The 23,314-nt window shown below is 63.3% G+C and carries 23 protein-coding genes; 16 read left to right on the top strand and 7 right to left on the bottom strand.

All coding sequences use genetic code 11. The features are described 5' to 3' along the window. From J7I86_RS14925 to J7I86_RS14950, 6 genes are all read right to left on the bottom strand, one after another. On the bottom strand, positions 1-600 hold the full coding sequence (locus tag J7I86_RS14925) for a hypothetical protein (RefSeq protein ID WP_214821037.1): 600 nt from the start codon (positions 598-600) through the stop codon (positions 1-3). A gap of 70 nt (positions 601-670) precedes the next feature. After that, positions 671-1,306 (bottom strand): hypothetical protein, encoded by a 636-nt coding sequence (locus J7I86_RS14930; RefSeq protein WP_214821039.1) that lies wholly within the window; start codon positions 1,304-1,306, stop codon positions 671-673. Beyond that, positions 1,293-1,928 (bottom strand): RDD family protein, encoded by a 636-nt coding sequence (locus J7I86_RS14935; RefSeq protein ID WP_214821041.1) that lies wholly within the window; start codon positions 1,926-1,928, stop codon positions 1,293-1,295. Before J7I86_RS14935 ends, J7I86_RS14930 begins: the two co-directional genes overlap by 14 nt. Positions 1,929-1,991: 63 nt before the next feature. Continuing rightward, positions 1,992-2,798 (bottom strand): hypothetical protein, encoded by an 807-nt coding sequence (locus J7I86_RS14940; RefSeq protein ID WP_214821043.1) that lies wholly within the window; start codon positions 2,796-2,798, stop codon positions 1,992-1,994. Then, complete coding sequence (locus J7I86_RS14945; protein WP_214821045.1) at positions 2,795-3,775, bottom strand: hypothetical protein; 981 nt, start codon at positions 3,773-3,775, stop codon at positions 2,795-2,797. Before J7I86_RS14945 ends, J7I86_RS14940 begins: the two co-directional genes overlap by 4 nt. Positions 3,776-4,004: 229 nt before the next feature. Then, a complete protein-coding gene (locus tag J7I86_RS14950; protein ID WP_024818962.1) occupies positions 4,005-4,493 on the bottom strand; it encodes an inorganic diphosphatase in 489 nt (162 codons plus the stop codon). Positions 4,494-4,640: 147 nt separating this feature from the next. Between J7I86_RS14950 and dacB the strand changes: the two genes are divergently transcribed. The 5 genes from dacB to J7I86_RS14975 all read left to right on the top strand — a co-directional run bounded on the left by dacB (position 4,641) and on the right by J7I86_RS14975 (position 10,194). Beyond that, positions 4,641-6,086, top strand: a complete 1,446-nt coding sequence (dacB, locus tag J7I86_RS14955; protein ID WP_214821086.1) for a D-alanyl-D-alanine carboxypeptidase/D-alanyl-D-alanine-endopeptidase — start codon at positions 4,641-4,643, stop codon at positions 6,084-6,086. 60 nt (positions 6,087-6,146) lie between these two features. Beyond that, positions 6,147-7,268: a zinc-dependent metalloprotease gene (locus J7I86_RS14960; protein WP_214821047.1), complete on the top strand. Its 1,122-nt coding sequence runs from the start codon at positions 6,147-6,149 to the stop codon at positions 7,266-7,268. Positions 7,269-7,378: 110 nt separating this feature from the next. Next, positions 7,379-8,449 carry a tRNA lysidine(34) synthetase TilS gene (gene tilS, locus J7I86_RS14965; protein WP_214821088.1) on the top strand — a complete coding sequence of 357 codons (1,071 nt, stop codon included), beginning with the start codon at positions 7,379-7,381 and terminating at the stop codon, positions 8,447-8,449. A 31-nt stretch (positions 8,450-8,480) separates the two neighbouring features. Then, positions 8,481-9,032: a hypoxanthine phosphoribosyltransferase gene (gene hpt / locus J7I86_RS14970; RefSeq protein ID WP_011772910.1), complete on the top strand. Its 552-nt coding sequence runs from the start codon at positions 8,481-8,483 to the stop codon at positions 9,030-9,032. Between the two features lie 301 nt (positions 9,033-9,333). Then, positions 9,334-10,194, top strand: coding sequence for a hypothetical protein (locus J7I86_RS14975; RefSeq protein WP_214821049.1), 861 nt, complete (start codon positions 9,334-9,336; stop codon positions 10,192-10,194). Positions 10,195-10,208: 14 nt separating this feature from the next. Here the strand turns inward: J7I86_RS14975 and J7I86_RS14980 are convergent, their stop codons facing one another. Continuing rightward, complete coding sequence (locus J7I86_RS14980) at positions 10,209-11,186, bottom strand: type IV toxin-antitoxin system AbiEi family antitoxin domain-containing protein (RefSeq protein WP_214821051.1); 978 nt, start codon at positions 11,184-11,186, stop codon at positions 10,209-10,211. A 1,272-nt stretch (positions 11,187-12,458) separates the two neighbouring features. On the opposite strand from J7I86_RS14980, the gene ftsH reads away from it, so the two are divergent. From ftsH to J7I86_RS15035, 11 genes are all read left to right on the top strand, one after another. Continuing rightward, positions 12,459-14,528 (top strand): ATP-dependent zinc metalloprotease FtsH, encoded by a 2,070-nt coding sequence (gene ftsH, locus J7I86_RS14985; protein WP_214821053.1) that lies wholly within the window; start codon positions 12,459-12,461, stop codon positions 14,526-14,528. A gap of 10 nt (positions 14,529-14,538) precedes the next feature. Continuing rightward, complete coding sequence (folE, locus tag J7I86_RS14990; protein ID WP_214821055.1) at positions 14,539-15,177, top strand: GTP cyclohydrolase I FolE; 639 nt, start codon at positions 14,539-14,541, stop codon at positions 15,175-15,177. Positions 15,178-15,183: 6 nt separating this feature from the next. Beyond that, the gene (folP, locus tag J7I86_RS14995; RefSeq protein WP_214821056.1) at positions 15,184-16,089 is read left to right on the top strand and encodes a dihydropteroate synthase; all 906 of its coding nucleotides are present in this window, start codon (positions 15,184-15,186) and stop codon (positions 16,087-16,089) included. A 12-nt stretch (positions 16,090-16,101) separates the two neighbouring features. Next, positions 16,102-16,461 carry a dihydroneopterin aldolase gene (folB, locus tag J7I86_RS15000; protein ID WP_214821057.1) on the top strand — a complete coding sequence of 120 codons (360 nt, stop codon included), beginning with the start codon at positions 16,102-16,104 and terminating at the stop codon, positions 16,459-16,461. Then, a complete protein-coding gene (gene folK / locus J7I86_RS15005) occupies positions 16,458-17,003 on the top strand; it encodes a 2-amino-4-hydroxy-6-hydroxymethyldihydropteridine diphosphokinase (RefSeq protein WP_214821058.1) in 546 nt (181 codons plus the stop codon). The genes folB and folK overlap by 4 nt, the downstream gene beginning before the upstream one ends. Next, positions 17,000-17,521 carry a DUF3180 domain-containing protein gene (locus J7I86_RS15010; RefSeq protein ID WP_214821059.1) on the top strand — a complete coding sequence of 174 codons (522 nt, stop codon included), beginning with the start codon at positions 17,000-17,002 and terminating at the stop codon, positions 17,519-17,521. The genes folK and J7I86_RS15010 overlap by 4 nt, the downstream gene beginning before the upstream one ends. After that, positions 17,502-18,014, top strand: a complete 513-nt coding sequence (locus J7I86_RS15015) for a PH domain-containing protein (protein ID WP_214821060.1) — start codon at positions 17,502-17,504, stop codon at positions 18,012-18,014. The genes J7I86_RS15010 and J7I86_RS15015 overlap by 20 nt, the downstream gene beginning before the upstream one ends. Next, the gene (locus tag J7I86_RS15020) at positions 18,011-19,597 is read left to right on the top strand and encodes a PH domain-containing protein (RefSeq protein ID WP_214821061.1); all 1,587 of its coding nucleotides are present in this window, start codon (positions 18,011-18,013) and stop codon (positions 19,595-19,597) included. The genes J7I86_RS15015 and J7I86_RS15020 overlap by 4 nt, the downstream gene beginning before the upstream one ends. Continuing rightward, a complete protein-coding gene (locus J7I86_RS15025) occupies positions 19,590-20,498 on the top strand; it encodes a Rossmann-like and DUF2520 domain-containing protein (RefSeq protein WP_214821062.1) in 909 nt (302 codons plus the stop codon). Before J7I86_RS15020 ends, J7I86_RS15025 begins: the two co-directional genes overlap by 8 nt. A gap of 5 nt (positions 20,499-20,503) precedes the next feature. Then, positions 20,504-21,406, top strand: a complete 903-nt coding sequence (gene panC, locus J7I86_RS15030) for a pantoate--beta-alanine ligase (RefSeq protein WP_214821064.1) — start codon at positions 20,504-20,506, stop codon at positions 21,404-21,406. A 105-nt stretch (positions 21,407-21,511) separates the two neighbouring features. After that, on the top strand, positions 21,512-23,026 hold the full coding sequence (locus tag J7I86_RS15035; protein ID WP_214821066.1) for a DHA2 family efflux MFS transporter permease subunit: 1,515 nt from the start codon (positions 21,512-21,514) through the stop codon (positions 23,024-23,026). The last annotated feature ends 288 nt before the right edge of the window (positions 23,027-23,314 follow it).

The raw sequence follows: 23,314 nt of genomic DNA on the forward strand, positions 1-23,314 counted from the left end.
TCAGCGAACTTCGAGAATCATCTGCAGCAAGCGGGCGGCGGCAGGACGGGCGGCATGTTCCTCTGCCCACTGCGCGCGGGCCAGCGCCTTGCTCACGGCTTGGGTGGTGATGCCGAGCTCTTCGGCCACGGCTTTCTGTTGACCCCGGACACCCGGGGTGAGCAGATCCAGTACCCGCCATTCCGCTGCACTCCGGTGCTGCACTATGTGTCCGAGGAGTCGCAGCACGGCCTCAGCCTCCGAAGCCAGGGCGGCGAAGGGGCCGTCAACTGCCACGGGAATTCGATCTTTGCCGTTGCGAAGACGATCCACTGCCCTGCGCGCATAAACGAGGCCATGCCCCGATGCATCCTTGACCAGGTTGGGCAGCGGCTCGTTAATGGGCCCGACGCCGATTCCCACGTACCACTGGCCGGTACGGAGCGCGATCAGGGCCGTCTCCACGGCTTGGTGGCTGCATTCCACAATGCCCTGCACCTCATCCTCAACCGAGCGGTCAAAGTCGAGCCGCGCAGGAATGTGCCGCAGGTCCTTGAGCAATTGCGGCACAAGATCGCCGTCGCGGCGGCTGTCGCGTTGGTTGATGGTGAGAGTGAACATAGTGGATCACATGCTACCGGCTGGTAGTCGGTCTGCAAGGGCCACATTCGCCGACGTCGAGCAAAGCTGGTCAGTCAAGTGCCGTTCGCCCGGTGAGTACGACGGCGGGCAGCGCACCTGCTGTTGCACGGGCGGCGTCGGGTATTCCGGCGTCTCTCATGGACTCTTGGATGGCAAGGACCAAGGGGGCGGGGTCTTGGTTGGAGGCAAAAACCCAGAACGTGTCGCGGGCTTGAAAAACCAGCGCACCCCGGCCTCCGGCGCCCAGGGAGACCTTGCGGCGTGCCACGAGTCTGCGGTCGGGATCCGTGCCGTCCTCAGTGGTTACGGCTCTGATGCTGCCGGGCACCACGTCAGCCCAGGGAATCACCAAGGTGGTGTGTTTCTGCGAGTATTTAGCCACGATCCCGTGATCAAAGACCAGTAGTTTCCGGAAGCTCCCCAGCAAAGTCATGGACCACAGCACCAGTCCCGTCAGAATGCTGGTCGCGGCAAAGAAGGCAGGATCGTTGAAGTGTCCCGCCTCCCGCGTGGAGCGGATGGGGCTGATGAACTCGGCTATTGCTCCGAAGACGAAACCCACAACAATGCAGGGGAGCAGGACCTTCCAGAAGATTCTTCGTGAGGAGGCGATGTAACGGAGCCGCCCCAGCTCAGGTCCGAGCCTGCGCTCAACCCGGCGAACCAGCCAACTAGGGGCGGGCATCCGGACGGTGGCCGTAGAGGTTGGGCAGGTTCTGCCGGTCAGCTGCGGCCGCCTGCCCGGCTGCTGCAGCCTTGGGGTCCTGGACGGGCTGCTGGCCTTGAGCGATTCCCGAGCGCCGGTCAATGGCTGCAAACTTCGGATCCCATGTGTCATCGCCACCGCCGCTTATTGCGGAAGCAATGAGCATCACCACAAAGAACGGGAAGAAGGACCAGCAGATGGCACGCCAACCGCCCAACCAGGCTCCCGCCGTCGTGCCGTTCTTGATCCGCACGGAGCGCATGCCGGCGGCAGCGTCGCCCACACTGCCCACGGACCCCCAGATCATGCCGTAAACGAAAAGTCCTGCAAACCACAGCACCACGTAGAGCGTCAGCCACAAACCGTCGTTGTATCCCAGGGCCGAGCCGCTGTTCATCATGGACTCCCGGACAACCACAGCGATCACGGCCAGGACCACGTAGCTCACCAGGAACACCACGGCATCCAACACGCGGCCCCAGAAGTGGGCTGTCCCGGACGCCTTGACGAAGTACGCGCCGGTGTCGGTGTGGCGGCGAACAGCGCGTCCGGTCAGAGGATCCACCAAGCCGGTGGAGGTTGTGGGTTTAGGAGTGCTCATGAGGGGCTTTCAGCTCGACGGCGGGATGCGGCTTTGGGGGCGGCACGTTGAAGGAGCGGAACGTCAGGCCAAGCCGGCCAACCCGCCCAGGACTCGGGCCAGGGATGCGGCGGAAGTTTCCTGCAACTCGAAGGTCACGGCTCCGCCCTGCTCCGGCTGGCCGGATTCCGGGGAGCCCTCCACCCGCGGAGTCAGCACATGGACGCCGGACGGGCCGGTGTACACGGTGACGGTGGGGAATTCGTCGGTGTCGGAGTTGAATGCCACCACGTTGCTCGCAGCCTGCGTGTCGGCCAAGGCTGTGGCGGCGTGTGCCTCGAACTGGGCTTCTGTGTAAAGGGCCGGATCGGTGTCGCGAGCCGCGGCCTGCTGGGGGTCAACGAACTCGGCCAGGCGCGGCACAAGCTGATCACGGGTGACCACGGTGAAGCCGTGCAGGCCACCTTCGTCCACTTCTTCGAGCAGGACGCCTTGATCGTGAAGGTAGCCGTAGAGCCAACGCTTGCCGGTAGAGACGGTACGTTCCACGGAGACAACACTGCTGCCGCTGCGGCGGAGGGTGAGCGTGCCGGTGATTTCCTCGGTGGCGTGCAGGCGCGAAGGCTCAGTTTCGCCCTCGAAGACCACCGGGTACACGAGTTCCTTGGCCAGCAGGCCGCGCAGGGCGATAGCGCACATCAGTTCCTTGCTGGCATCCTGGGCCGAAAGCCACGGCAGGGCAACCAGCTGTTCGTGCTGCACGCCGTCCAGTGCCACAACTTCTTCATCGGTCAACGTGGGCAAAGGCGCGCCGATTGCGCTGGCCGAGGCCAAGACCTTGGCTGCGGCCTCAACGTCCCGCTGGGTCCACTTCATGGTGCTGGTGGTCATCCGAATATCCCTCCGACAAAGTTTCCGACTGACTTGGCGGCGTCACCGACCCCGTCTGCCACCTTACTGCCTACGTCCTTTGCGAAGCCCGCCACCTCCTTGGCGCCGTCGGCGATGTAACTGCCCGGGTTGCGGGCGAAGTTGCTGATGGAGTCCCAATTGTCGGCTACCAAGTTGCCCAGTGCCCAAGCACCCGCAACTATTCCTGCGCCAATCACGATCGGCGCTCCAATGGGTCCGAGCAGAGCGGCGCCACCGGCCGTCATGAGCATGATGCTGCCCACGCCACCCACCACGGACAGCCCTCCTGCAACGCGGTCGCCGGTGCCGCGCCAGCCATCGTGCTGGGGGTTGATCATGTCGCTGATGCCGCCCACAATGTTCAGCGGTGCCGCCAACGCACCTGCCACGCGGAGGCCCTTGGAGAACTTGCTGGCATCCTGGAACGCCTGGCTGTAGGGGATGTTGGCTTTGAGGTCGGTGAGGACGTCGGTGACCTTCTCACCATTGCGCAGCGCGGTCATGGCGTCGCGGACCACAGTCCCGCCGGCCCGCCAATTGGTCAGGACTTCGCGGGTCTTCACCCACTCGGCGTTGCCAAGCTTGAGGTACTTGTACGCCGTCCACAGCGGAGCAGCCACGCCCTTGACGCCCATCGCGGTGTCGTAGACGTCCTTGAGGACGCCCACCGATGTGCCTGAGCCGTCGTTGTGGCTGGCAAATTCCTGCTGGTTGGCATGCTTCTTCAACTGGCTCGCGTTCTCGCGCAACATGTTGGCGGCCTTGACCAGGCTCTGCCGATGCTGGGAGTTCCAGTCGCCCTTGAACACCGTGGCGTCGCGGCCCTGCCACGCGGTAGTTGAGTTGATCGCGTTGGACAACTGTGTGCTTTGCAGGCTGATGGCGTCGGCAGCATTGCCCATCACGCCTGCCAGACTGCGAAGCTGCGCGATGTCCGCGCCGTAGAACCCAGCCAATGGAACCCCCTGTAAACAAGCATCGAAAAGTCTTGTCCCAGCCTAGGCGGACCTGCAAATTGCCGCGATGGGGAGACATGCCCATACACAACGCGGGGTCACTTATGGCCCTTAACTGACCCCTCAAGGGGCCATAAGTGACCCCGCGTTGCCTTAAAAGTACGACGGCGGCCGGTGCGGTTCGCGGGGGACCGTACCAGCCGCCGTCGGGCGTGAAACCGAGGCGAGCTTAGTGTGCTGCCGGAACGTAACGCTTGATGGAAGCTTCCAGCTCGGCTTCGGCAGCGGCACGGTCGCCCCAGCCTTCAGCCTTGACCCACTTGCCGGGCTCCAGGTCCTTGTAGCGGGTGAAGAAGTGCTCAATTTCCTTGATCAGGAATTCGCTGACGTCGCTGACTTCCTGGATGTGGTCGAAACGCGCATCAACGGGGACGCAGAGGACCTTGGCGTCTCCGCCGCCGTCGTCAGTCATGTTGAAGACGCCGATGGGACGGGATTCAACAATGACGCCCGGGTGGAGGTCGAAGTCCTGCAGGAGCACCAATGCGTCCAGCGGGTCGCCGTCTTCGCCCAGGGTGTTCTCGAAGAAACCGTAGTGCGTGGGGTACTGCATGGAGGTGAACAGGACGCGGTCCAGGCGGACACGGCCGGTTTCGTGGTCAACTTCGTACTTGACGCGCGATCCCTTGGGGATCTCGATGGTCACGTCGTGCTTCATGGAATGCTCCTTGACGGGTGTGGGTGGGGCGCGGCAGGCAAAAGCACGGCCGGCGCCGCCGACTACTATTGAGGATATAGCGAGAGGCCCGGGTTTCTTGAACCGGCGGGGACATTTCAGGACTGACAGGACCAAGCAACTTCCATGATGGGCGTTAAAAACGGGGGTGCCCGCAAGCGTGTGGCCTCGGCGTGGGGGCGCTTTACATGGCCGGTGCTACTGACCACAGTTTTGCTGTGCCTCGGCGCCGTAGTGGTGGCGGGGATGTTTCCGGGCTTGCTCAGTGTGCCAAAGCCGACGCCTTCGGTTCCCGCCTGGCACAAGGTGCCGGACCGCCTGTCCGACGCCTCCAGTGTGCTTCCGTTGGATGCGCGGGCACCCGTTCCTGCGCCTGCCCAAGTGGCAAAACTTCTAGACGCCACGCTCAAGCCGGATGGTGCGGGCAGTATCAGTGGCGTGGTGATGGACGCATCCACTGGCCAGGTTCTGTTTGATCGGGACGCAAACGCCAACCGCATCCCTGCCTCGAATATGAAGCTGTTGACCGCCGTCGCCGCTTTGAAGGCGCTCGGTCCGGAGTCCCGGTTCACCACCCGCGTGCTTGCAGCCGATAACCCCTCCACAGTGGTGTTGACCGGGGGAGGGGATGTGCTGCTGGGCTCCGGCGCCTCCGAACCCACGGCCGTGCTTGGGCGGGCCGGACTGGCATCCATGGCGGCGGACACTGCTGCCGCTTTGGCCGCGGCCGGGGTGACGGGGCCTGTCACCGTTCAAGTTGACGACTCCCTCTTCGCCGGCGCGCCCCTCAACCCGGCATGGAGCCTGGACGATGTTGCCGTCGGAGAAACAGCGCCCTTGTTCTCCTTGGCGTTGAACTCAGGACGCTATAACCCTGACGTTGTCACCGGACCCCGGCCCCAGGATTCCGCCGTCACCACCGCCCAGGCGTTCGTCGAGCAGTTGTCGGCCGCCGGCGTAGCGGTGAGTCCCGGCGTCGAACGCGGTAAAGGCCTCCCCGCCAAGGTGCTGGCTGCTGCTGAGTCCGCTACCGTCAGCGAGCAAGTGGACCTCATGCTCGAATCTTCGGACAATTTCCTCGCAGAAGCGCTGGGGCGGATGACCGCCATGGCCTCCGGTCAGACTGGGACGTACGACGGCGCCACTGCGGCCGTGCGGCAAAGGCTGGGGGAGTTGGGGATTGCCACGGATTCGATGCAGCTGGCCGACGTTTCGGGCCTTGCCTTGGAGAACCAAGTCACCACCCATCAGTTTGCCGCGGTTGTCCGGGCCATTACCAGCGGGCCGGACCTTGCCCTACGTGCCGCGCTCGACGGTTTTCCCGTGGCCGGGCTCACCGGGACTCTGGATGACAGGTATTTAGACGCCGGTACGTCCGAGGGCGCCGGGCTGGTGCGCGCCAAGACAGGGACGTTGAATACCGTGATCGCGTTGAGCGGTTACGTGGTGGATGCTGATGGGCGGCTGCTGGTGTTCTCGTTCATTGGCAATGGGCTGGATCCTGGTGCCGCGGGCAACAAGGTGGCCATGGACCGTTCGGCGTCGGTGCTTGCCGCGTGCGGGTGCCAAGGCTGAATCCTCCGCGCGGAGCGAACTTAAGGCTCACTGTCAGTCACGTGTGGTCTGATGGACCGTATGGTGTCATCTGCCCGAGATTCGTCAGCAGGGGCCCCGTCCCTGATCAATTGGGACCTGGCCGCCTCTACGGCTGCCCGGCTTGCCCCTCCCGGTCCGGAGCTTAGCGCCGGGGAGATCGGCAAGGCCGTGGACAATCTGCGCTTCAACGCGGATGTCTCCGTCCCGCACGTGCACGACATCACCGGCTTGGATGCCGCGAGGGACCTGCGTGATTCCCACGTCCTGGTGGTGGACCGGGCCTCGTGGTCCAAGGCCAATACACAGAGCTTCGCAGTGATGCTGCAACCCGCCCTGAAGAAGATGGTGGAGAGCCGCAGCGGAGTGGCCATGACCCCCGCGGCGGCTGCTGCCAGCGGTGCCATCACCGGCGCCCAGCTCGGCGCTGTGCTCTCCTTCCTTTCCAGTAAAGTCCTCGGCCAGTACGATCCTTTTGCTGCCCTCGCCCCGGATTCCAATGTCCCCCCGGGCGGCCGACTCCTGTTGGTGGCGCCGAACATCATCTCCGTGGAGCGCGAACTCAACGTCCACCCGGACGACTTCCGGCTCTGGGTCTGCCTGCACGAGCAAACCCACCGCGTCCAGTTCGCGGCAGCACCGTGGCTTCGGCACCACATGCTGGACGAGATCGAGAAGCTCAGCGGCAACCTCCTGGGCAACATGGATACGTTGGTTGAACGTGCCAGCGCTGCAGCCAAGTCCCTGAGAGACCGTAGCCCCTCCGAAAAGACACCGGGCCGTGGCGCCATCCTGGACCTCCTCCAGAACCCCGAAGAAAAGGCGTCGCTGTCCCACATCACGGCTGTCATGAGCCTTCTTGAGGGTCACGCCAACGTGGTGATGGATGCTGTGGATTCCAGCATCGTCCCCTCCGTGAAGACCATCCGCCAACGCTTCAACGAGCGCGGCAAGGATCGCGGCGTGGTGGAGAAGTTCATCCGCAACCTCCTCGGCCTGGATGCCAAGATGCGGCAGTACACAGATGGCGCCAAATTCGTTCGTGAAGTGGTTGCCGTGGCTGGCATGGAAGGCTTCAACCGGGTGTGGGAATCCGCCGAGTTCCTGCCTACCGAAGACGAGATCCATAACTCCAAGCTGTGGCTTGAGCGGATGGGGCTTTGAGCGATCCCGCTGGTGCTGGACCGGTTAGCGGGTCCGCTGTCGGTTCCGCAGCTAAGGGTCGACGCCGGCCGGGGCGTTTGGCGCCGGTCGTCGGCAAGGCACGGAAGCAGTTGCAGAACGCCTTGGCCTCCGCGGGATACCCCGCCCATGTGCTTGTTGCCTGCAGCGGAGGGCCGGATTCGTTGGCATTGGCAGCGATAGCCGCCTACTTCGCCAGGCGCGGTCACGTGGATGGCCACCCGGTGTCTGTTGCCGGTGTGGTGGTGGATCATCAGCTGCAGGCGGGCTCTGCGGAGGTAGCCTCCCAAACCGCCGCAGTGCTGCGCGAACTGGGGCTGTTTCCCGTGGAAGTGCGCACCGTAGAAGTCGCCGCCACCGGCTTTGGTCCCGAGGCCGCGGCCCGGGATGCCCGGCATTCGGCGTTGAAATCGGCTGCCGACCAGCTTGGTTGTGATGCCATCCTGCTCGGCCACACCCTGGACGACCAAGCAGAGCAAGTACTCTTGGGCTTGGCCCGCGGGTCCGGTACGCGGTCACTCGGTGGTATGAGGTCCGCCCGCGGACGCCTGCTCCGGCCATTTCTCGGCCTTCGCCGTGAGGAAACGCTGGAAATTTGCCAGGTGGAAGAGCTTTCGCCTTGGCACGACCCCAGTAATTCCGATCCCGCCTTCGCCAGATCCCGCACGCGCGTTGAAGTCATGCCTGTGCTGGAGGAAAAGCTTGGTCCGGGCGTTGCCGAATCACTCGCCCGCACGGCCGCAATCCTTCAGCAAGACGCAGACTTCCTCGAAGATCTTGCCAACGAGACCTATCTCTCACTTGTCCAGCGCGTGGAGGACGGCGTCTGGTTACCGGAACACGACGTCCGCGCGCTGCCCGCAGCGCTAAGGTTCCGCGTCATCGCCAAGGCGGCGGCCGACGTCGGCGGTCAACAACCCGGCTACGGGCGCCTCCACGCTGCGGAAGCGCTGCTTCGCCGGCAAGGTTCGGCGGGGCCCGTGGAGCTTCCCGGCCACGTCAGCGTGTTCCGCTTATCCCTCAGTGATATGGAGCAGGAACGCTCTGTTTCCGCGGGTGCTTCGTCGGCTGTGTCGGCGGGTGCAGCGGCTGACGGCGTTCCCCGACTGGCCTCCCCCTGTGGGAAGCTAGTATTCCGGCATCAGAAACCGTCCCAACAGTAGCCGCACCGAGCATCAAAAACAGGAGCCATTGGTGGATTCAAACGACGTCCAGGCAGATCTCAAGCACGTTCTTTACACCAAAGAGCAAATCCAGACGCGTATCGCGGAACTTGCGGCGCAGATCGACAAAGACTACGAAGGCCGCGACATCCTCATTGTCGGCGTCCTCAAGGGTGCGGTCATGGTCATGGCTGACCTGGCGCGTGCGCTGCACAGCCACGTCAGCATGGATTGGATGGCTGTCTCGTCCTACGGTTCGGGCACCCAGTCCTCCGGTGTTGTCCGGATCCTGAAGGACCTCGACACTGACCTCATGGGCAAGGATGTCCTGATCGTCGAGGACATCATTGATTCCGGCCTGACCCTGTCCTGGCTCAAGTCCAACCTTGAATCCCGTGGCACGGCCAGCGTCGAAATCTGCACAGCTTTCCGCAAGCCGACCGCCGCCAAGGTGGAAATCGACGTCAAGTACGTCGGCTACGACATCCCCAACGAATTCGTCGTGGGCTACGGCCTTGACTACGCCGAGAAGTACCGGAACCTGGACTTCGTGGGCACCCTGGCCCCGCACGTTTACGAGTAAAGCCCCTCTTCGCTTCCTCCGCGCCGCCGCGCCTTTTCCGCCGTTTGCACCTGTAACCTCTGGTGCGTGTGGCGGGAGTGGGTGCGGCGTTGGCGCTTAAGGGGTGCGCTCGGCGGTAGCGGGTGCGGCTGGCGTTGTTTTTTGGGGCGCACCCTTTTCCGCCGTTTGCACCTGTTACCTCTGGTGCGTGTGGCGGGAGTGGGTGCGGCGTTGGTGCTTAAGGGGTGCGCTCGGGGGTAGCGGGTGCAGATAATAAGTTTTTGAACCTGCCGCCGCACCACCCTGCGCGCTAAACTGGACCATGACCGGTGCTCCCGCCCGTCTCTTGACGTGGCTCGCCGTCATGGCGACTCTCCTAACCGCGTGCACTCCTGTAGTCGACCTCACTGAGACCGATGCCGGACAGCCAATCCCGTCCGCTTCCGCAGTGCCGACCACGGGTGACCTTGCGGCAGTCCCGTCCACGAGTGCCACGCAGACTCCTGTGCCACCACTGCCTGCGCCACCACTGCCTGCGCCATCACTGCCTGCGCCACCACTGCCTGCGCCGCCCGCTGTGCCTCAGGCTTTTGCCCTGAACCTCTACCAAGACGGCGACTTCGTCCCGCAGTACACCTTTGACTGGTGTGTTGCGGCAAGCATCCAAATGGCACACAACCTCATCGATGACACCGGAGGCGGAACGTGGGCGTCCTCCGCACAGCAAAGCGAGCTGTGGGAGATGGCCCGTGCACGGTCATCGGATTCATTTAATGGCGCCAACCCCCGGGGCTGGGCTCAGGTGTTGACTGAGGTTGGTATGGGCCCATATGCGGTGGTCAGCATCGCCACCTACGAGGACACTCTGCAGGCGGCGGCACGGGCAATAGCTGAAACTGGGCGGCCGGTGGGGCTTGTCATGTGGAGCGGCCGGCATGCTTGGGTTATGAGTGGATTTGAGTCCGTGGGTGATCCAGCGCAGTTCCCGGAGTTCCAGGTGACGGGGATTCGTGTCTTGGATCCGCTCTATCCTCACGGCAGTGGGCAGTGGGGTCCTTCTCCGGAGCCCAACAGTCTGCTTTCGCCGGAGCAGTTGGCCACACAGTTCGTCGTCCGTGAGCCCCGGCGCTGGAGCACTGACCTGCCTACTGGTTACTTGCTGGTGCTTCCGGTCGCCGCCTGACTCAGCTGGCTGCCTTATGCCGCCCGCAGGGAGTGAAGGCCGCCGTCGTTCAAAATGCGTGCGAACACGAGTGGGTTCATCATGTCGGACCAGTCCCAGCGAACAACAGTGAGGCCAAGTGCCCGCAGCCCGTTTTCGCGGGCCTTCTCTGCCATGACTGCCTGCTGGATTGTCTGGTTTCCCCGCAACTCGTGTCTTAAGTATTTTCCGTGCCCATCAAATTCCCCCACGAGATCGAGTTCGGGCCACCAGAAATCAGTTCGGGCAGTTCGTCCGTTTCCCAACGTAAAAGAGCCTTGCAGGCTAGGCATGGGGAAATTGAGCAAGATCATTTGGGCTCGACTCATGGATTCCCCCACTGATTCGGACTTCTCTGAGGAGAGATCCAGAATGGATTCGGCGCGTCGCTTCCTTGAGATGCTGGTGAGGGCGGCGACAGCTTCAGCCAGTTCATCCATTTGCACCGGAGGACCCCACGCCTTGGCCTTGTTCCAATTGGCGGCCTCAAAAGCGTCGCCCCACTTTTGGTTTCGTCGGCTGGAGTCCACAATGGCCAAGGCCTCTGCAAAGTTCAGGGCAGCTGCCAGCTCTACTGTGGTGCGGACTTTGTCTGTGACCTGGAAGTCGCCCAGTTGAGCCACCCCGCTGTCAAGGGGCCCCAAGCTTCTCCGGATTCCGTGCTTTGATCTGCCGCCACGTGGGTCATCAGTTACGGTGCATAAGCGCTTCGGCACACCCACCACGCCGAGCCCCCAAAGGAGTGCGGCCGTCTGCAAGTTGAAGAGGGGCGGTGTCTTGGCCGCATTGACCAATGCAGCTGCTTGAAGTCCGTGCCGCTGGCGCTCGTTCGATTCCGCCCAATAGGAAGCACGAACATAGGCGCCCCGTCGAATCCGAACGAGCTCGCCACGTTTGGCCTGCTTCGCAAGGTGGCGCGCGTCCTGTCCAATGCGTGTCGCATCTGAAGCAAGTATGAGTTCCGGAATGGCCATAGGTCCCACGCTTCCCGTTCTCGCGCGAAGTCGAAAGCACCAGCCCGAGCTATGTGGAAAAACAGGGTCGAGATCACGCGGAAGAAACCAAAATGGCGCGCCCCAAATTGCGCCAGTTGTGGGGAAGCACCCCCGGGCCCGCACCCTTTTCCGCCGTGCGCGCCCGTTCCTTAACGTGCCCGCACCCTTTTCCGCCGTTCGCACCAGTGGTTACGGGCGCGGATGGCGCGAATGGGTGCGCCGGCGGTGGGGGTAGTGGGTCTACGGGAGGGGATTGGCGCGATCGGGCGAATCGGCGGTACCAGGGTTGTTGGGCGAGGGCGGCCCTGGAGGGACGTCTAGGGCGGCACGGGCGACGCGGGCCCGCACCCTTTTCCGCCGTGCGCGCCCGTTCCTCAACGTGCTCGCACCCTTTACCGCCGTGCGCACCAGTGGTTACGGGTGCGGATGGCGCGAGCGGGCGCGCCGGGGCTGGGGGTGGTGGGTCTCCGGGTGCGGATGGGGCGAATGGGTGCGCGGGCGGTGGGGGTGGTGGGTCTACGGGTGAAGATTGGCGCGATCGGGCGAATCGGCGGTACCAGGGTTGTGCGGCGAGGGCGGCCCTGGAGGGACGTCTAGGGCGGCACGGGCGACGCGGGCCCGCACCCTTTTCCGCCGTGCGCGCCCGTTCCTCAACGTGCTCGCACCCTTTACCGCCGTGCGCACCAGTGGTTACGGGTGCGCACGGCGCGAGCGGGCGCGCCGGGGGTGGGGGTGGTGGGTCTCCGGGTGCGGATGGGGCGAATGGGTGCGCCAGCGGTACCAGGGTTGTTGGGCGAGGGTGGCCCTGGAGGGACGTCTAGGGCGGCACGCGCGACGCGCGCCAGCACCCTTTTCCGCCGTGCGCGCCCGTTCCTCAACGTGCCAGCACCCTTTTCCGCCCGTGCACGCCCGTTCCTCAACGTGCCCGCACCCGTTTCCGCCGTGCGCGCCCGTTCCTCAACGTGCCCGCACCCGTTTCCGCCGTTCGCACCAGTGGTTACAAGTGCGGATGGCGCGAATGGGTGCGCTGGCAGCCAGACACCACCCCGCCGCACCGCTAGAGCAACACAAAACCCCTGTTCCAGCACGCACAACGCGAGTATCCTGTGTACGCCCAGAGGGAACTTTTGGACTTTCCGATGCGTGAATTACTGGGAACGGTGTATAGCTTGAAACTGAAGCAGCACCACTCGCGCGCAGAAGTTGCGCCTTGCAGCACTACCAGGAGGGACGGGGCAAAACCCCGATCAGATGAAAGCTAAGAGTTTCTTCAAAGGCCCGGGCATCTGGATTGTTGTCGTCGTTGGCTTGCTCCTGGTGGCATTCGCAACACTGGCTCCGGGCGGTTCCACGCGCATTGACACCAAAGCGGGCCTCGAACTCCTTTCCCAAAGCGGGAAGGTTGAGCAGGCCAAAATTTTCGACGCCGAAAACCGCGTTGACCTGGTGCTCAAGGACAACCTGAACCTGGACGGCCAGGACAAGGGCAAGAACGTGCAGTTCTTCTACGTCACGGATCGTGGTCCGGACGTGGTCAAGGCTGTTACCAACGCCAACCCGGACAAGGGCTTCACGGACCAGCCGGTGGAAAACAACTGGTTCTCCGGGCTGTTCTCCCTGCTGATCCCTGTGCTGCTGCTCGGCGTCTTGTTCTGGTTCCTGCTTTCCCGCATGCAGGGCGGCGGCTCCAAGGTGATGCAGTTCGGCAAGTCCAAGGCCAAGCTGGTCAACAAGGACATGCCGCAGGTGACCTTCTCTGACGTAGCCGGCGCTGATGAAGCCGTGGAAGAGCTCCAGGAAATCAAGGAGTTCCTCCAGGAGCCGGCCAAGTTCCAGGCCGTGGGTGCCAAGATCCCCAAGGGTGTGCTGCTCTACGGCCCCCCAGGTACCGGTAAGACGCTTCTGGCCCGCGCTGTTGCCGGCGAGGCAGGCGTTCCGTTCTTCTCCATCTCCGGCTCGGACTTTGTTGAAATGTTTGTCGGCGTTGGCGCTTCGCGTGTTCGTGACCTCTTCGAACAGGCCAAAGCAAGTTCCCCTGCCATCATCTTCGTTGATGAGATCGACGCCGTTGGACGCCACCGCGGTGCCGGCATCGGCGGCGGCAATGACGAGCGTGAGCAGACCTTGAACCAGCTCCTCGTGGAGATGGACGGCTTCGACGTCAAGACCAACGTGATCCTCATTGCGGCCACCAACCGGCCTGACGTCCTGGACCCCGCGCTGCTGCGCCCGGGCCGTTTCGATCGCCAGATCACCGTGGAAGCCCCGGATATGATCGGCCGCGAACAGATCCTCAACGTCCACGCCAAGGGCAAGCCGATGGCCCCGGGCATCGATCTCAGGAGTGTAGCCAAGAAGACTCCCGGTTACACGGGCGCGGACTTGGCCAACGTCCTGAACGAAGCTGCGTTGCTCACTGCGCGTTCCAATGCCAACCTGATCGACGACCGTGCGCTGGACGAGGCAATCGACCGCGTTATGGCAGGCCCGCAGAAGCGCAGCCGCGTCATGAAGGAACTCGAGCGCAAGATCACCGCGTACCACGAAGGCGGCCACGCACTCGTTGCTGCCGCACTGCGTAATTCCGCCCCGGTCACCAAGATCACCATCCTTCCCCGCGGCCGTGCTCTGGGCTACACCATGGTGATCCCGGAGGATGACAAGTACTCGATCACCCGCAACGAACTGCTGGATCAGATGGCCTACGCCATGGGCGGCCGTGTTGCTGAGGAAATCGTGTTCCACGATCCCTCCACAGGTGCATCCAACGACATCGAAAAGGCCACCTCCACGGCCCGGAAGATGGTCACCCAGTACGGCATGAGCGAACGTGTTGGTGCCGTGAAGCTTGGCCAGGGCGGCGGTGAGCCGTTCCTCGGCCGCGATGCGGCGCAGGAGCGCAACTTCTCAGACCAGATCGCCTATGTTGTGGACGAGGAAGTGCGTCGTCTTATCGACCAGGCGCACGATGAGGCGTATGCCATCCTCACCGAAAACCGGGACGTTTTGGATCGTCTGGCACTGGAGCTGCTGGAGCGGGAAACCTTGAACCAGCAGGAGATCGCCGACATCTTCCACGACATCCGAAAGCGCGATTTCCGGGAGATCTGGCTGTCCAAGGAATCCCGCCCGGTCCAGTCCATCCCGCCCGTGGAATCACGCGCCGAGAAGGCTGAACGCGAAGCCCAGGAAGAAGCCAAGAAGGCCCGTCTGGACGAGCCTTTGGACGTCGTGGCGCCACACGCCCAGGGAGTCGGCAGCCAGGAATCATTCCAAGCCCCGCAGCCCGACGGCGGCAACGACCACCCGCATCACGGCTAAGCTTTCTGCTGTGACTCATTTCGACGACGACGACGACGACCTCGCCGCCGCCCACGGTTCCGCCGCGGGCTCCAAGCACGGCCACAAAGTGGACCGCCCGCGCATTGAAGCGGCTGTCCGTGAGATTCTCCTGGCAATAGGTGAAGATCCTGAGCGTGGAGGCCTCTTGGACACGCCCAAGCGCGTGGCCAAGGCTTACGCGGAGGTCTTCGCAGGTCTGCACCAGCACCCTGCGGATGTCCTCTCCACCACGTTCGATCTCGACCATGAAGAGCTTGTCCTGGTAAAGGACATTCCCTTCTACTCGACGTGCGAGCATCACTTGGTGCCGTTCCACGGGGTGGCGCATGTTGGTTATATTCCGTCACATGACGGCAAAGTGACCGGCCTGAGCAAGTTGGCACGACTGGTGGATATTTACGCGCGGCGGCCTCAGGTGCAGGAACGCCTCACCACCCAGATCGTTGAGGCGCTTGTGAAGCACCTCAACCCGCGCGGCGCGATCGTCGTCGTCGAATGTGAACACATGTGCATGTCCATGCGCGGCATTCGCAAGCCCGGCGCAAAGACCGTCACCAGTGCGGTGCGCGGTCAACTCCATGACCCGGCCACCCGCGCCGAGGCCATGAGCCTCATACTCGGAAGGTAAAGCACTATGGACTCCCTCGCTGCAGCACCCGGAACCGGCCCGGCCACAAGCCCGTTGCCAATTCTCCGCAAACCGCGTCCCGCGGCCAGGTTCGAGGACCTGCCAACGGACCGCACGCTCGTCATGGGAATCCTTAATGTCACCCCGGATTCCTTCAGCGACGGCGGTACTCACCGGACGCCGGACACCGCGATCGCACTAGGCCTGCGGATGTTTTACGCAGGCGCGGACATCATCGACGTCGGTGGCGAATCCACCCGCTCGGGCGCTGAACCGGTTTCCCCTGAGGAAGAACAGCGTCGGGTCATTCCCGTGATCCAGGCGCTGGTGAAGGCCGGTGCGCTGGTCAGCATCGACACGATGCACACGTCCACCGCGGCTGCTGCCGTTGAGGCGGGCGCTGCCATCATTAACGATGTGTCCGGGCTGACAATTGAACCGGACATGCCCGAGCTCGTTGCCCGGACCAAGGTTCCGTACATCCTGACGCACCGCCGGGGTGACGCCCTGACCATGGACAGCCTCACGGACTACAACAACGTGACGGAGGACGTGGTGGCTGAACTCAGCGGCGTCCGCGACAAACTGTACGCAGCAGGTGTTGCGCCGGAACAGATCATCATCGATCCCGGCGTTGGTTTCTCCAAGAACGAGGACCAGAACTGGGAAATCCTCAAGAACCTGGATCAGCTTTTCCAGCTGGGCCACAAGGTGATGGTTGCTGCTTCTCGTAAGCGGTTCCTCGGTTCGCTCCTTACAGTGGCCGGCAAGTCCGCTGCGCCCTTGGAGCGCGACGCCGCCACCGCTGCAATCTCCGCTTTGAGCGCCACTAAGGGCGCCTGGGCAGTACGAGTTCACGACGTCGGCCCCAGCCTTGACGCCGTCAAGGTCGCCGCCCGCATTTCCCGCTGATTGGATACCGCTGTGGACAGGATCACGCTGACCGGCGTCACCGCCGTCGGTTATCACGGGGTGTTCGATTTCGAACGCCGTGACGGCCAGCCTTTCGTTGTGGACGCCGTGCTGCACACGGACTTCACCAAAGCTGCTCAGACGGATGATCTGCAGTACACAGCGCACTACGGTGAAGTGGCTGAACTGATTACCAAGCATATTGAGGGCGAGCCCTTGAATCTCATCGAGGGCCTGGCTGTCAGGATTGCCGAGGGCATCCTTGAGAACTACAACGTTGCCGCCGTCGATGTCACCGTTCACAAGCCCAAAGCCCCGATCGAGGTCCCATTCGGCGACGTCACTGTCAGCGTCCACCGGGAGCGATCATGATGTCCGGGTATAGCAAGGTCATTCTGGCCCTTGGCAGCAACCTGGGGGAGCGTAACGACACCTTGTCCACTGCCGTCGCGGATCTGGTGGACCCGCCGGAGGTGCGCCTCTTGGGCGTGTCGCCAGTGGTGCAGACCAAGGCCGTCGGTGGTCCGGAGGGCCAACCTGATTTCCTGAACATGGTCATGGCCGTGGAGACCACCCTGACTCCCATGGAACTCCTGAAGCACTGCCATTCAGTTGAACAGAAGCATCACCGCACCCGCGAGGTACGTTGGGGTCCAAGGACACTGGACGTGGATGTGATCGTGTTCGGTGATGTCACTAGTGAGGATCCCGTGCTGACCATTCCGCATCCGCGGGCGGCCGAGCGGGCTTTCGTGCTCTACCCGTGGTCCCTGCTGGAGCCGCACGCCACACTGAACGGCCGCAGCGTAGCTGAACTGGCCGCCGTCGCCGATGACATGCCGGACATCCGGCGTTTCGACGGTTTCGGTGACGTGGCCGGTGTGCCGGCAACTGGAGCAGTGGAGCAGCCATGAAAGCAATGCGCCCGGTAGTTCTGGTGCTCATCGCCGTCATCGCTGCCGTGATTGGTTGGTTGGCTACGGTCGCTACCAACCGTTTCAGCATGCCAACCCCTGTGCTGCCGGTCTCCGCGCTCATCACCATGGCTGTCATCGTCGGGCTGACGCTGGTCATGGGCGTCCGTGTGCTTCGTTGGCGCAACGGCAAGAAGAAGAACCTGCTTAATCCGATTCTCGCGGCAAGGACGTTGATCCTGGCCCAGGCCTGCGCCTATGCCGGGACGCTGCTTCTGGGTTGGCATGCGGGAATCGCAACGGATCTCCTCCGCATTGGTGGTTTGCGGGGCGGCGAAGGAATTCTCTGGAATGCCGTGCTGATGGGCGGCGGTGGCGTGGTGATGGTTGTGGTTGGACTTGTGGTGGAGCGGTTCTGCCGGATCCCGCCGGAGGACCTGGAGGGTGGCACCGCCGGACCGGAAACCCGTCGTGGGGAAACTAAAGGTGAAGGCGAGTATGCATACCGAGGCGATTGATCCTTCCGGCGTCCAGTGGCTGCGGGTGTCCCCGAAGTACGTCACGGTTCGCTTGGTGGAGTGGGCTATCGGCAACGTTTTGATGTTGGTGGTCCTCAGTTTGCCTCTCATTTTTGTGCTGCTCGGTTGGTGGCGATGGCCGCCGCTTTGGCTCGCGATCACGGTTCCTGCGGTGACGCTGGTGTTGGCCTTGTGGCGGCTGGTGCTGATTCCCCGCCAAGTACGGTCAATCGGGTACGCCGAGCGCGACGACGACCTCCTGATCCGCCGCGGCATCTTCTTCCAGCGAACCATGGTGGTCCCTTACGGCCGGATGCAATACGTGGACGTCGCTGTTGGTCCCGTTGAACGCAGCCTGGGGCTGTGTACGCTCAAACTCCACACGGCCTCGGCGGGGACCAATGCGCACTTGCCCGGCCTTCCCTCAGCAGAAGGGGCACGCTTGCGCGAGCAGCTTTCCGCTCGTGGAGAAGCCAGGTTGGCCGGGCTGTGAGCCTGGAGAACGACGCCACTGAGAGCCTCCCGGCCAAGCCGGAACAAACGGTCGACGGCGACTGGAACCGCGTCCACCCTGCGTCACCATTCGTTCGCGGCTGGGTGGCGCTTGCCGCCGTCGGGTTCTTCTTTGGCCGCGACGCTTTCGAGCGGATGCTGCAGGGCCGGGATTTCATGGATCCGAACCTCAGCGGCCGGGTGCCGTGGCTCCTTGCAGGCGGCGCCGTGGTGTTGCTGTTGACGGTTGGCGGTTTCATTCTCAGTTGGTACTTCACGCGCTACCAAGTGGCGGAGGGGTACGTCCGCGTCAACACAGGCTTCCTGTTCAAGCAGCAACGGCAGGCCCGCTTGGATCGCGTTCAGGCAATCGACATTGTGCAGCCCCTTTTGGCCCGGATCTTCGGGCTCGCTGAACTTAAGTTCGAAGTGGCCGACGCCGGCGAGTCGGCCGTGCGGCTCGCTTACCTTCCGCTGGACCAAGCCAAGCAGTTGCGTGCCACCATCCTTGCGCGGGCGGCAGGCGTAGTCAGGGGACCCGAGACGATGGAAGAAGTCCCGGAAGCTCCCGAGCACGTTGTTTTGTCAGTGCCTCCGTCCCGGCTTATTGGTTCCTTGCTGCTCAGCGAACAGACCATTGGTATTTTGCTCGGGGCCGCTGTTGTTGTGACAACGTCTGTGCTGTTCGATAACAACGCGATTTTCCTGGCGCTTATCCCCGGCATCCTGGGCATCGCTGCCTCCTATTGGAGTTCGTTCAACAAGGGCTACAACTTCACCGCCGCGATTTCCCCGGACGGCATCCGCCTCCGGTATGGGCTTCTGGATACGCAGGCGCAGACTCTTCCGCCCGGGCGAATCCAGGCGCTCATGGTGGCGCAGCCGCCCATTTGGCGCATCTTTGGCTGGTATCGGATTCACGTCAACGTGGCGGGTTACGGCCTGGCCGCCAGCACTGAGGGAGCCCGCACCATGCTGCTTCCTGTTGGCCTGAAGCCCGATGTCTTGCGGATGATGTCGTTGGTGCTGCCTGATCCTGGCGTTGAGGATCCGGAACGGGTGTTTACGGCGGGGCTGGATGGGCTTGGGCCGGCCGGAACTGACTCAGCGATGAGCGACGGCTTTACCACCACTCCCCGCCGCGCGCGCCTGTTGGCCCCGCTGGGGTGGCGACGCAATGGATTCCTTGCCACCAAAACTGCGTTGCTGATCCGCTCCGGCCGCTGGTGGCACACGCTGGTAATGGTTCCGCATCAGCGGACACAATCCATGGCACTGCACCAGGGCCCGTGGGCGAGGCGTTTCGGAGTGGCTGATCTTGTCCTCCACACTACGGCCGGACCCGTTTCCCCACGCGTTTTCCAAGCCGGTGTTGAGCAGGCTGTGCAGCTTTTTGATCAGCAGGCGGCCCGAGCCAGGGAAGCGCGGAAGCGGCAAACCAGCGAACAATGGCTGGCGCAGGTGGCCCCGCAAGCCCCGGAGGTCGCAGCCACCCAGCCAGCACAACCAGACCAACCCACGCAGCCGGAATCAGACATGCAACCCCGCACTTCACCGCAACAGGAGGACCGCCACGATGGCTAGGCCAGGACGACTCGGTGTCGGGATCATCGGCGCCGGCAAGGTGGGTGCCGTGTTGGGTGCCGCTTTGCGCGCAGCCGAACACGCCGTCGTCGGGGTTTCTGCTGTGTCCGAGGCGAGCCGTGAGCGTGCCGAGAACCTGCTCCCCGGCGTCCCTGTCTTGGAAATCCAGGACATCGTGGAACGCTCCGAGCTTGTTTTGTTGGCCGTTCCGGACGACGCCCTCGGCGAATTGGTGGCGGGGCTGGCCAAGCTCGGAGCGTGGCAGCCCGGTCAACTGGTGGCGCATACGTCGGGCCGGTTCGGCGTCGGAATCCTCAACCCTGTCCGTGCGGCCGGCGCGATTCCGCTGGCCCTGCATCCCGCCATGACTTTCACGGGCATGAGCCTGGACCTGACACGCCTCATGGACTGCACCTTCGGCGTCACTGCTGATGCTGCCATGCTGCCGATCGCCCAAGCGCTGGTGGTGGAGATGGGTGCAGAGCCGGTGGCGATTGCCGAGGCCGACCGCACCCTCTATCACGCATCTCTTGCGCACAGCTCCAATCACATGGTCACGCTGGTGGCGCAGGCATCGCAGATGCTGCGGGAGATCGGCGTCGAAACGCCGGAAGCCATGCTCGGTCCGATGCTGCGCGCGACTCTCGAGAACGCCCTCGCATCCGGCGAATCGGCGCTGACCGGTCCTGTTGCGCGGGGGGATGTGGGCACCGTTTCCGCGCACGCCCAGGCATTGAAGGAGTACGACGGCGGTGCAGGCGGGGACATCCTTTCGGCGTACCAGGCCATGGCGCGGGCCACTGCTCGCAGGGCGGGAAACCGCGGACTGCTGCGCCCTGAACAACTGCATGACATTGACGAGGCCTTGGGCGCCGAACCCGAGGCACCGGAAGGAAACTGAGCATCATGGCCATCAAACTCGTAACCACCGCGACGGAACTGCGGGCAGAGAGCGCCAGGCTCCTGGCCGCAAAGGGTGGAAATTCGCAGGGGTTGGTGCCCACCATGGGTGCCCTGCACTCCGGTCACGCGACGCTTGCCCGGACCGCCGTGGCAGAGAATGACGTTGTGGTGGCCACCATCTTCGTGAACCCTTTGCAGTTCGGCGATGCCGTGGACCTGGACCGCTACCCGCGCACCCTCGAGGCAGACATGGCTTTGCTTGATGCCGAGGGCGTGGACCTGGTTTTCGCGCCGTCGGTGGACGAGGTTTATCCCGGCGGCCAGCCGCTGGTGCGGGTGACAGCCGGCCCGCTGGGCGAAAAGTGGGAAGGCGCCTCACGCCCGGGACACTTCGACGGCGCTCTCACCGTGGTGGCCAAGTTGCTCCATTACGGACTCCCGGGAGGTGCGGCTACGGACGGCTCGACGGCGGCCTACCGCGCCTACTTCGGCCAGAAGGATGCACAACAGTTGGCTTTGGTGAGGCGCATGGTCCATGACCTGAACTTCCCTGTGGAGATTGTGCCCGTGCCCATCGTTCGTAGCGACGACGGTTTGGCGCTCTCCAGCCGCAACAGGTTCCTTTCCGACGAAGAACACGAAGCAGCGCTGGTGTTGTCGCGGGCTATACGGCTCATTGAGACCCGCGCGAACGCGCACGAACCGCTCGACCTCGATTCCGCCGTCGCGCTTGTTGAATCCCAGCCGCTGGTGGAACTGGACTACTTCGACGTCGTTGATCCCGTCACGCTGGAACCGCTCGCGGAGAACTGCAAGGAGACCCCTTTCCGCGGTGAGGGGTTGGCGATCATCGCCGCCAAGGTGGGGCCGGTACGGCTCATCGACAACGCTCCATTGTTCTCCTAGCGTTTGGAAATTTCCCACTGACGGGAATTGGATGGGCGTTTAGACTGTTTTAGTCTTCACCGGCACAGATCGCCGGACACCAAATCCAAACCTTGGGGAATCCTCATGTCTACCGACGTCACGTCCGACGCCAACGGCAAGCCTGCATCAGGCGCTACCGGCTCCGTCACCTCCGCAGAGGCGGCGCCCTCGGTGGTGCCGGAACAGGTACCGGCCTCGAACGCCCCAGGGTCCGGGAAGATGTCACGCGAATCCGTGACTGTCATTGTCACGTTGCTGGTGGCAACCTTCGTTGTCATCCTCAACGAGACCATCATGAACGTCGCACTCCAGCGACTCATGATCGATCTTCAGGTGAGCGCCTCCACCGTGCAGTGGCTGGCCACCGGCTTCATGTTGACCATGGCCGTGGTCATCCCCACCACCGGTTTCATCCTGCAACGGATGAGCACCCGCGGAGCATTCATGCTGGCCATGGGTCTCTTCAGCGGTGGAACATTGCTTGCTGCCCTGGCACCGGGTTTCCTGGTATTGCTGCTGGCGCGCATCGTCCAGGCCGGTGGCACCGCAATTATGCTGCCGCTGCTGATGACCACCATCCTCACGCTGGTACCGATATCCAAGCGTGGCGTCGTCATGGGCAACGTGAGCATCGCCATCTCGGTCGCTCCTGCCATGGGCCCCACCGTTTCCGGCATCATCCTGGACAACTTCTCCTGGCGGTTCATGTTCGTGTTCGTGATGCCTGTTGCCTTGGCAGCTTTCGCGATCGGGGCCAAGTACCTCACCAACGTGGGGGAACGTGAGAAGACCACCCTCGATGTTCCTTCGGTGATTCTTACCGTGCCGGCTTTTGGTGGCCTGGTTTACGGCCTGAGCCAGATCGGCGGCGCCGAGGCCGGCATTGTTCCCGTGATCGCACTGGTTGTGGGTGTTCTCAGCCTGGCACTGTTTGTCTTCCGGCAGCTCAAGCTCCAGAAGTCCGACGCTCCGCTGCTGGATCTTCGCGCCTTCAAGTTCCGCATGTTCACGGTGTCCACCCTGCTGATGGTCGTTGCCATGATGGCTCTGTTCGGCGGTGTGATCCTGTTGCCGCTGTACCTCCAGAACACCCTGCACCTTCAGCCTTTGGAGACCGGACTGGCTCTGCTGCCAGGTGGTTTGGCCATGGGCTTGCTGGGGCCGGTTATCGGGCGGATCTTCGACAAAGTGGGTCCGTTGCCGCTGACCGTAACAGGCTCTGTGCTGATGGTCCTGACACTCTGGCAGTTCTCGCGCCTGGATGAGGGAAGTTCGCTTGGCTGGATTATTGCCCTGCACGTCACCCTTAGCCTTGGCCTGGCCCTGCTCTTTACGCCAGCCTTCACAACCGGCCTGAACCCGCTGCCGCCGCACCTCTACTCCCATGGTTCCGCAATCATCAGTACTGCACAGCAGGTAGCCGGTGCAGCCGGTACGGCGTTGCTCGTGTCCATCTATGCCGTGGTCTCTGCGTCTTCCGGCTTGGTTGCCGGCATGCAGGCAGCATTCCTGGCAGCAACCGTCATCGCCGTCGCCGCTGTGGTGCTCGGCGCAATGATGCGCAAGACCGAAGGTGCCGGAGGACACGGGGGCCACTAAGCCTCTTCAGAGGAAGGCGGGGGTCATCCTCGGCGCGCTCGGTCCTTCGTTGCTTGGACGCGCGCTGCCGGGTGGCCCCCGCCTTCCTGTTAGTGCCGCATCGCTCGCTCAGGTCCCTCGGGTTTGGGCCGGACGCTCGCTCAGGTCCCTCGGGTTTGGGCCGGACGCTCGCTCAGGTCCCTCGGGTTTGGGCCGGACGCTCGCTCAGGTCCCTCGGGTTTGGGCTTATCGCTCTTTCACTTTTGTGGGGGAGTGTTGTTGGTTTAAGGGTTCGACGGCGGTGGTTGG

The sequence above is a fragment of the Arthrobacter sp. ISL-95 genome (genome assembly GCF_018613695.1).
Classification (GTDB): Bacteria; Actinomycetota; Actinomycetes; order Actinomycetales; family Micrococcaceae; genus Arthrobacter.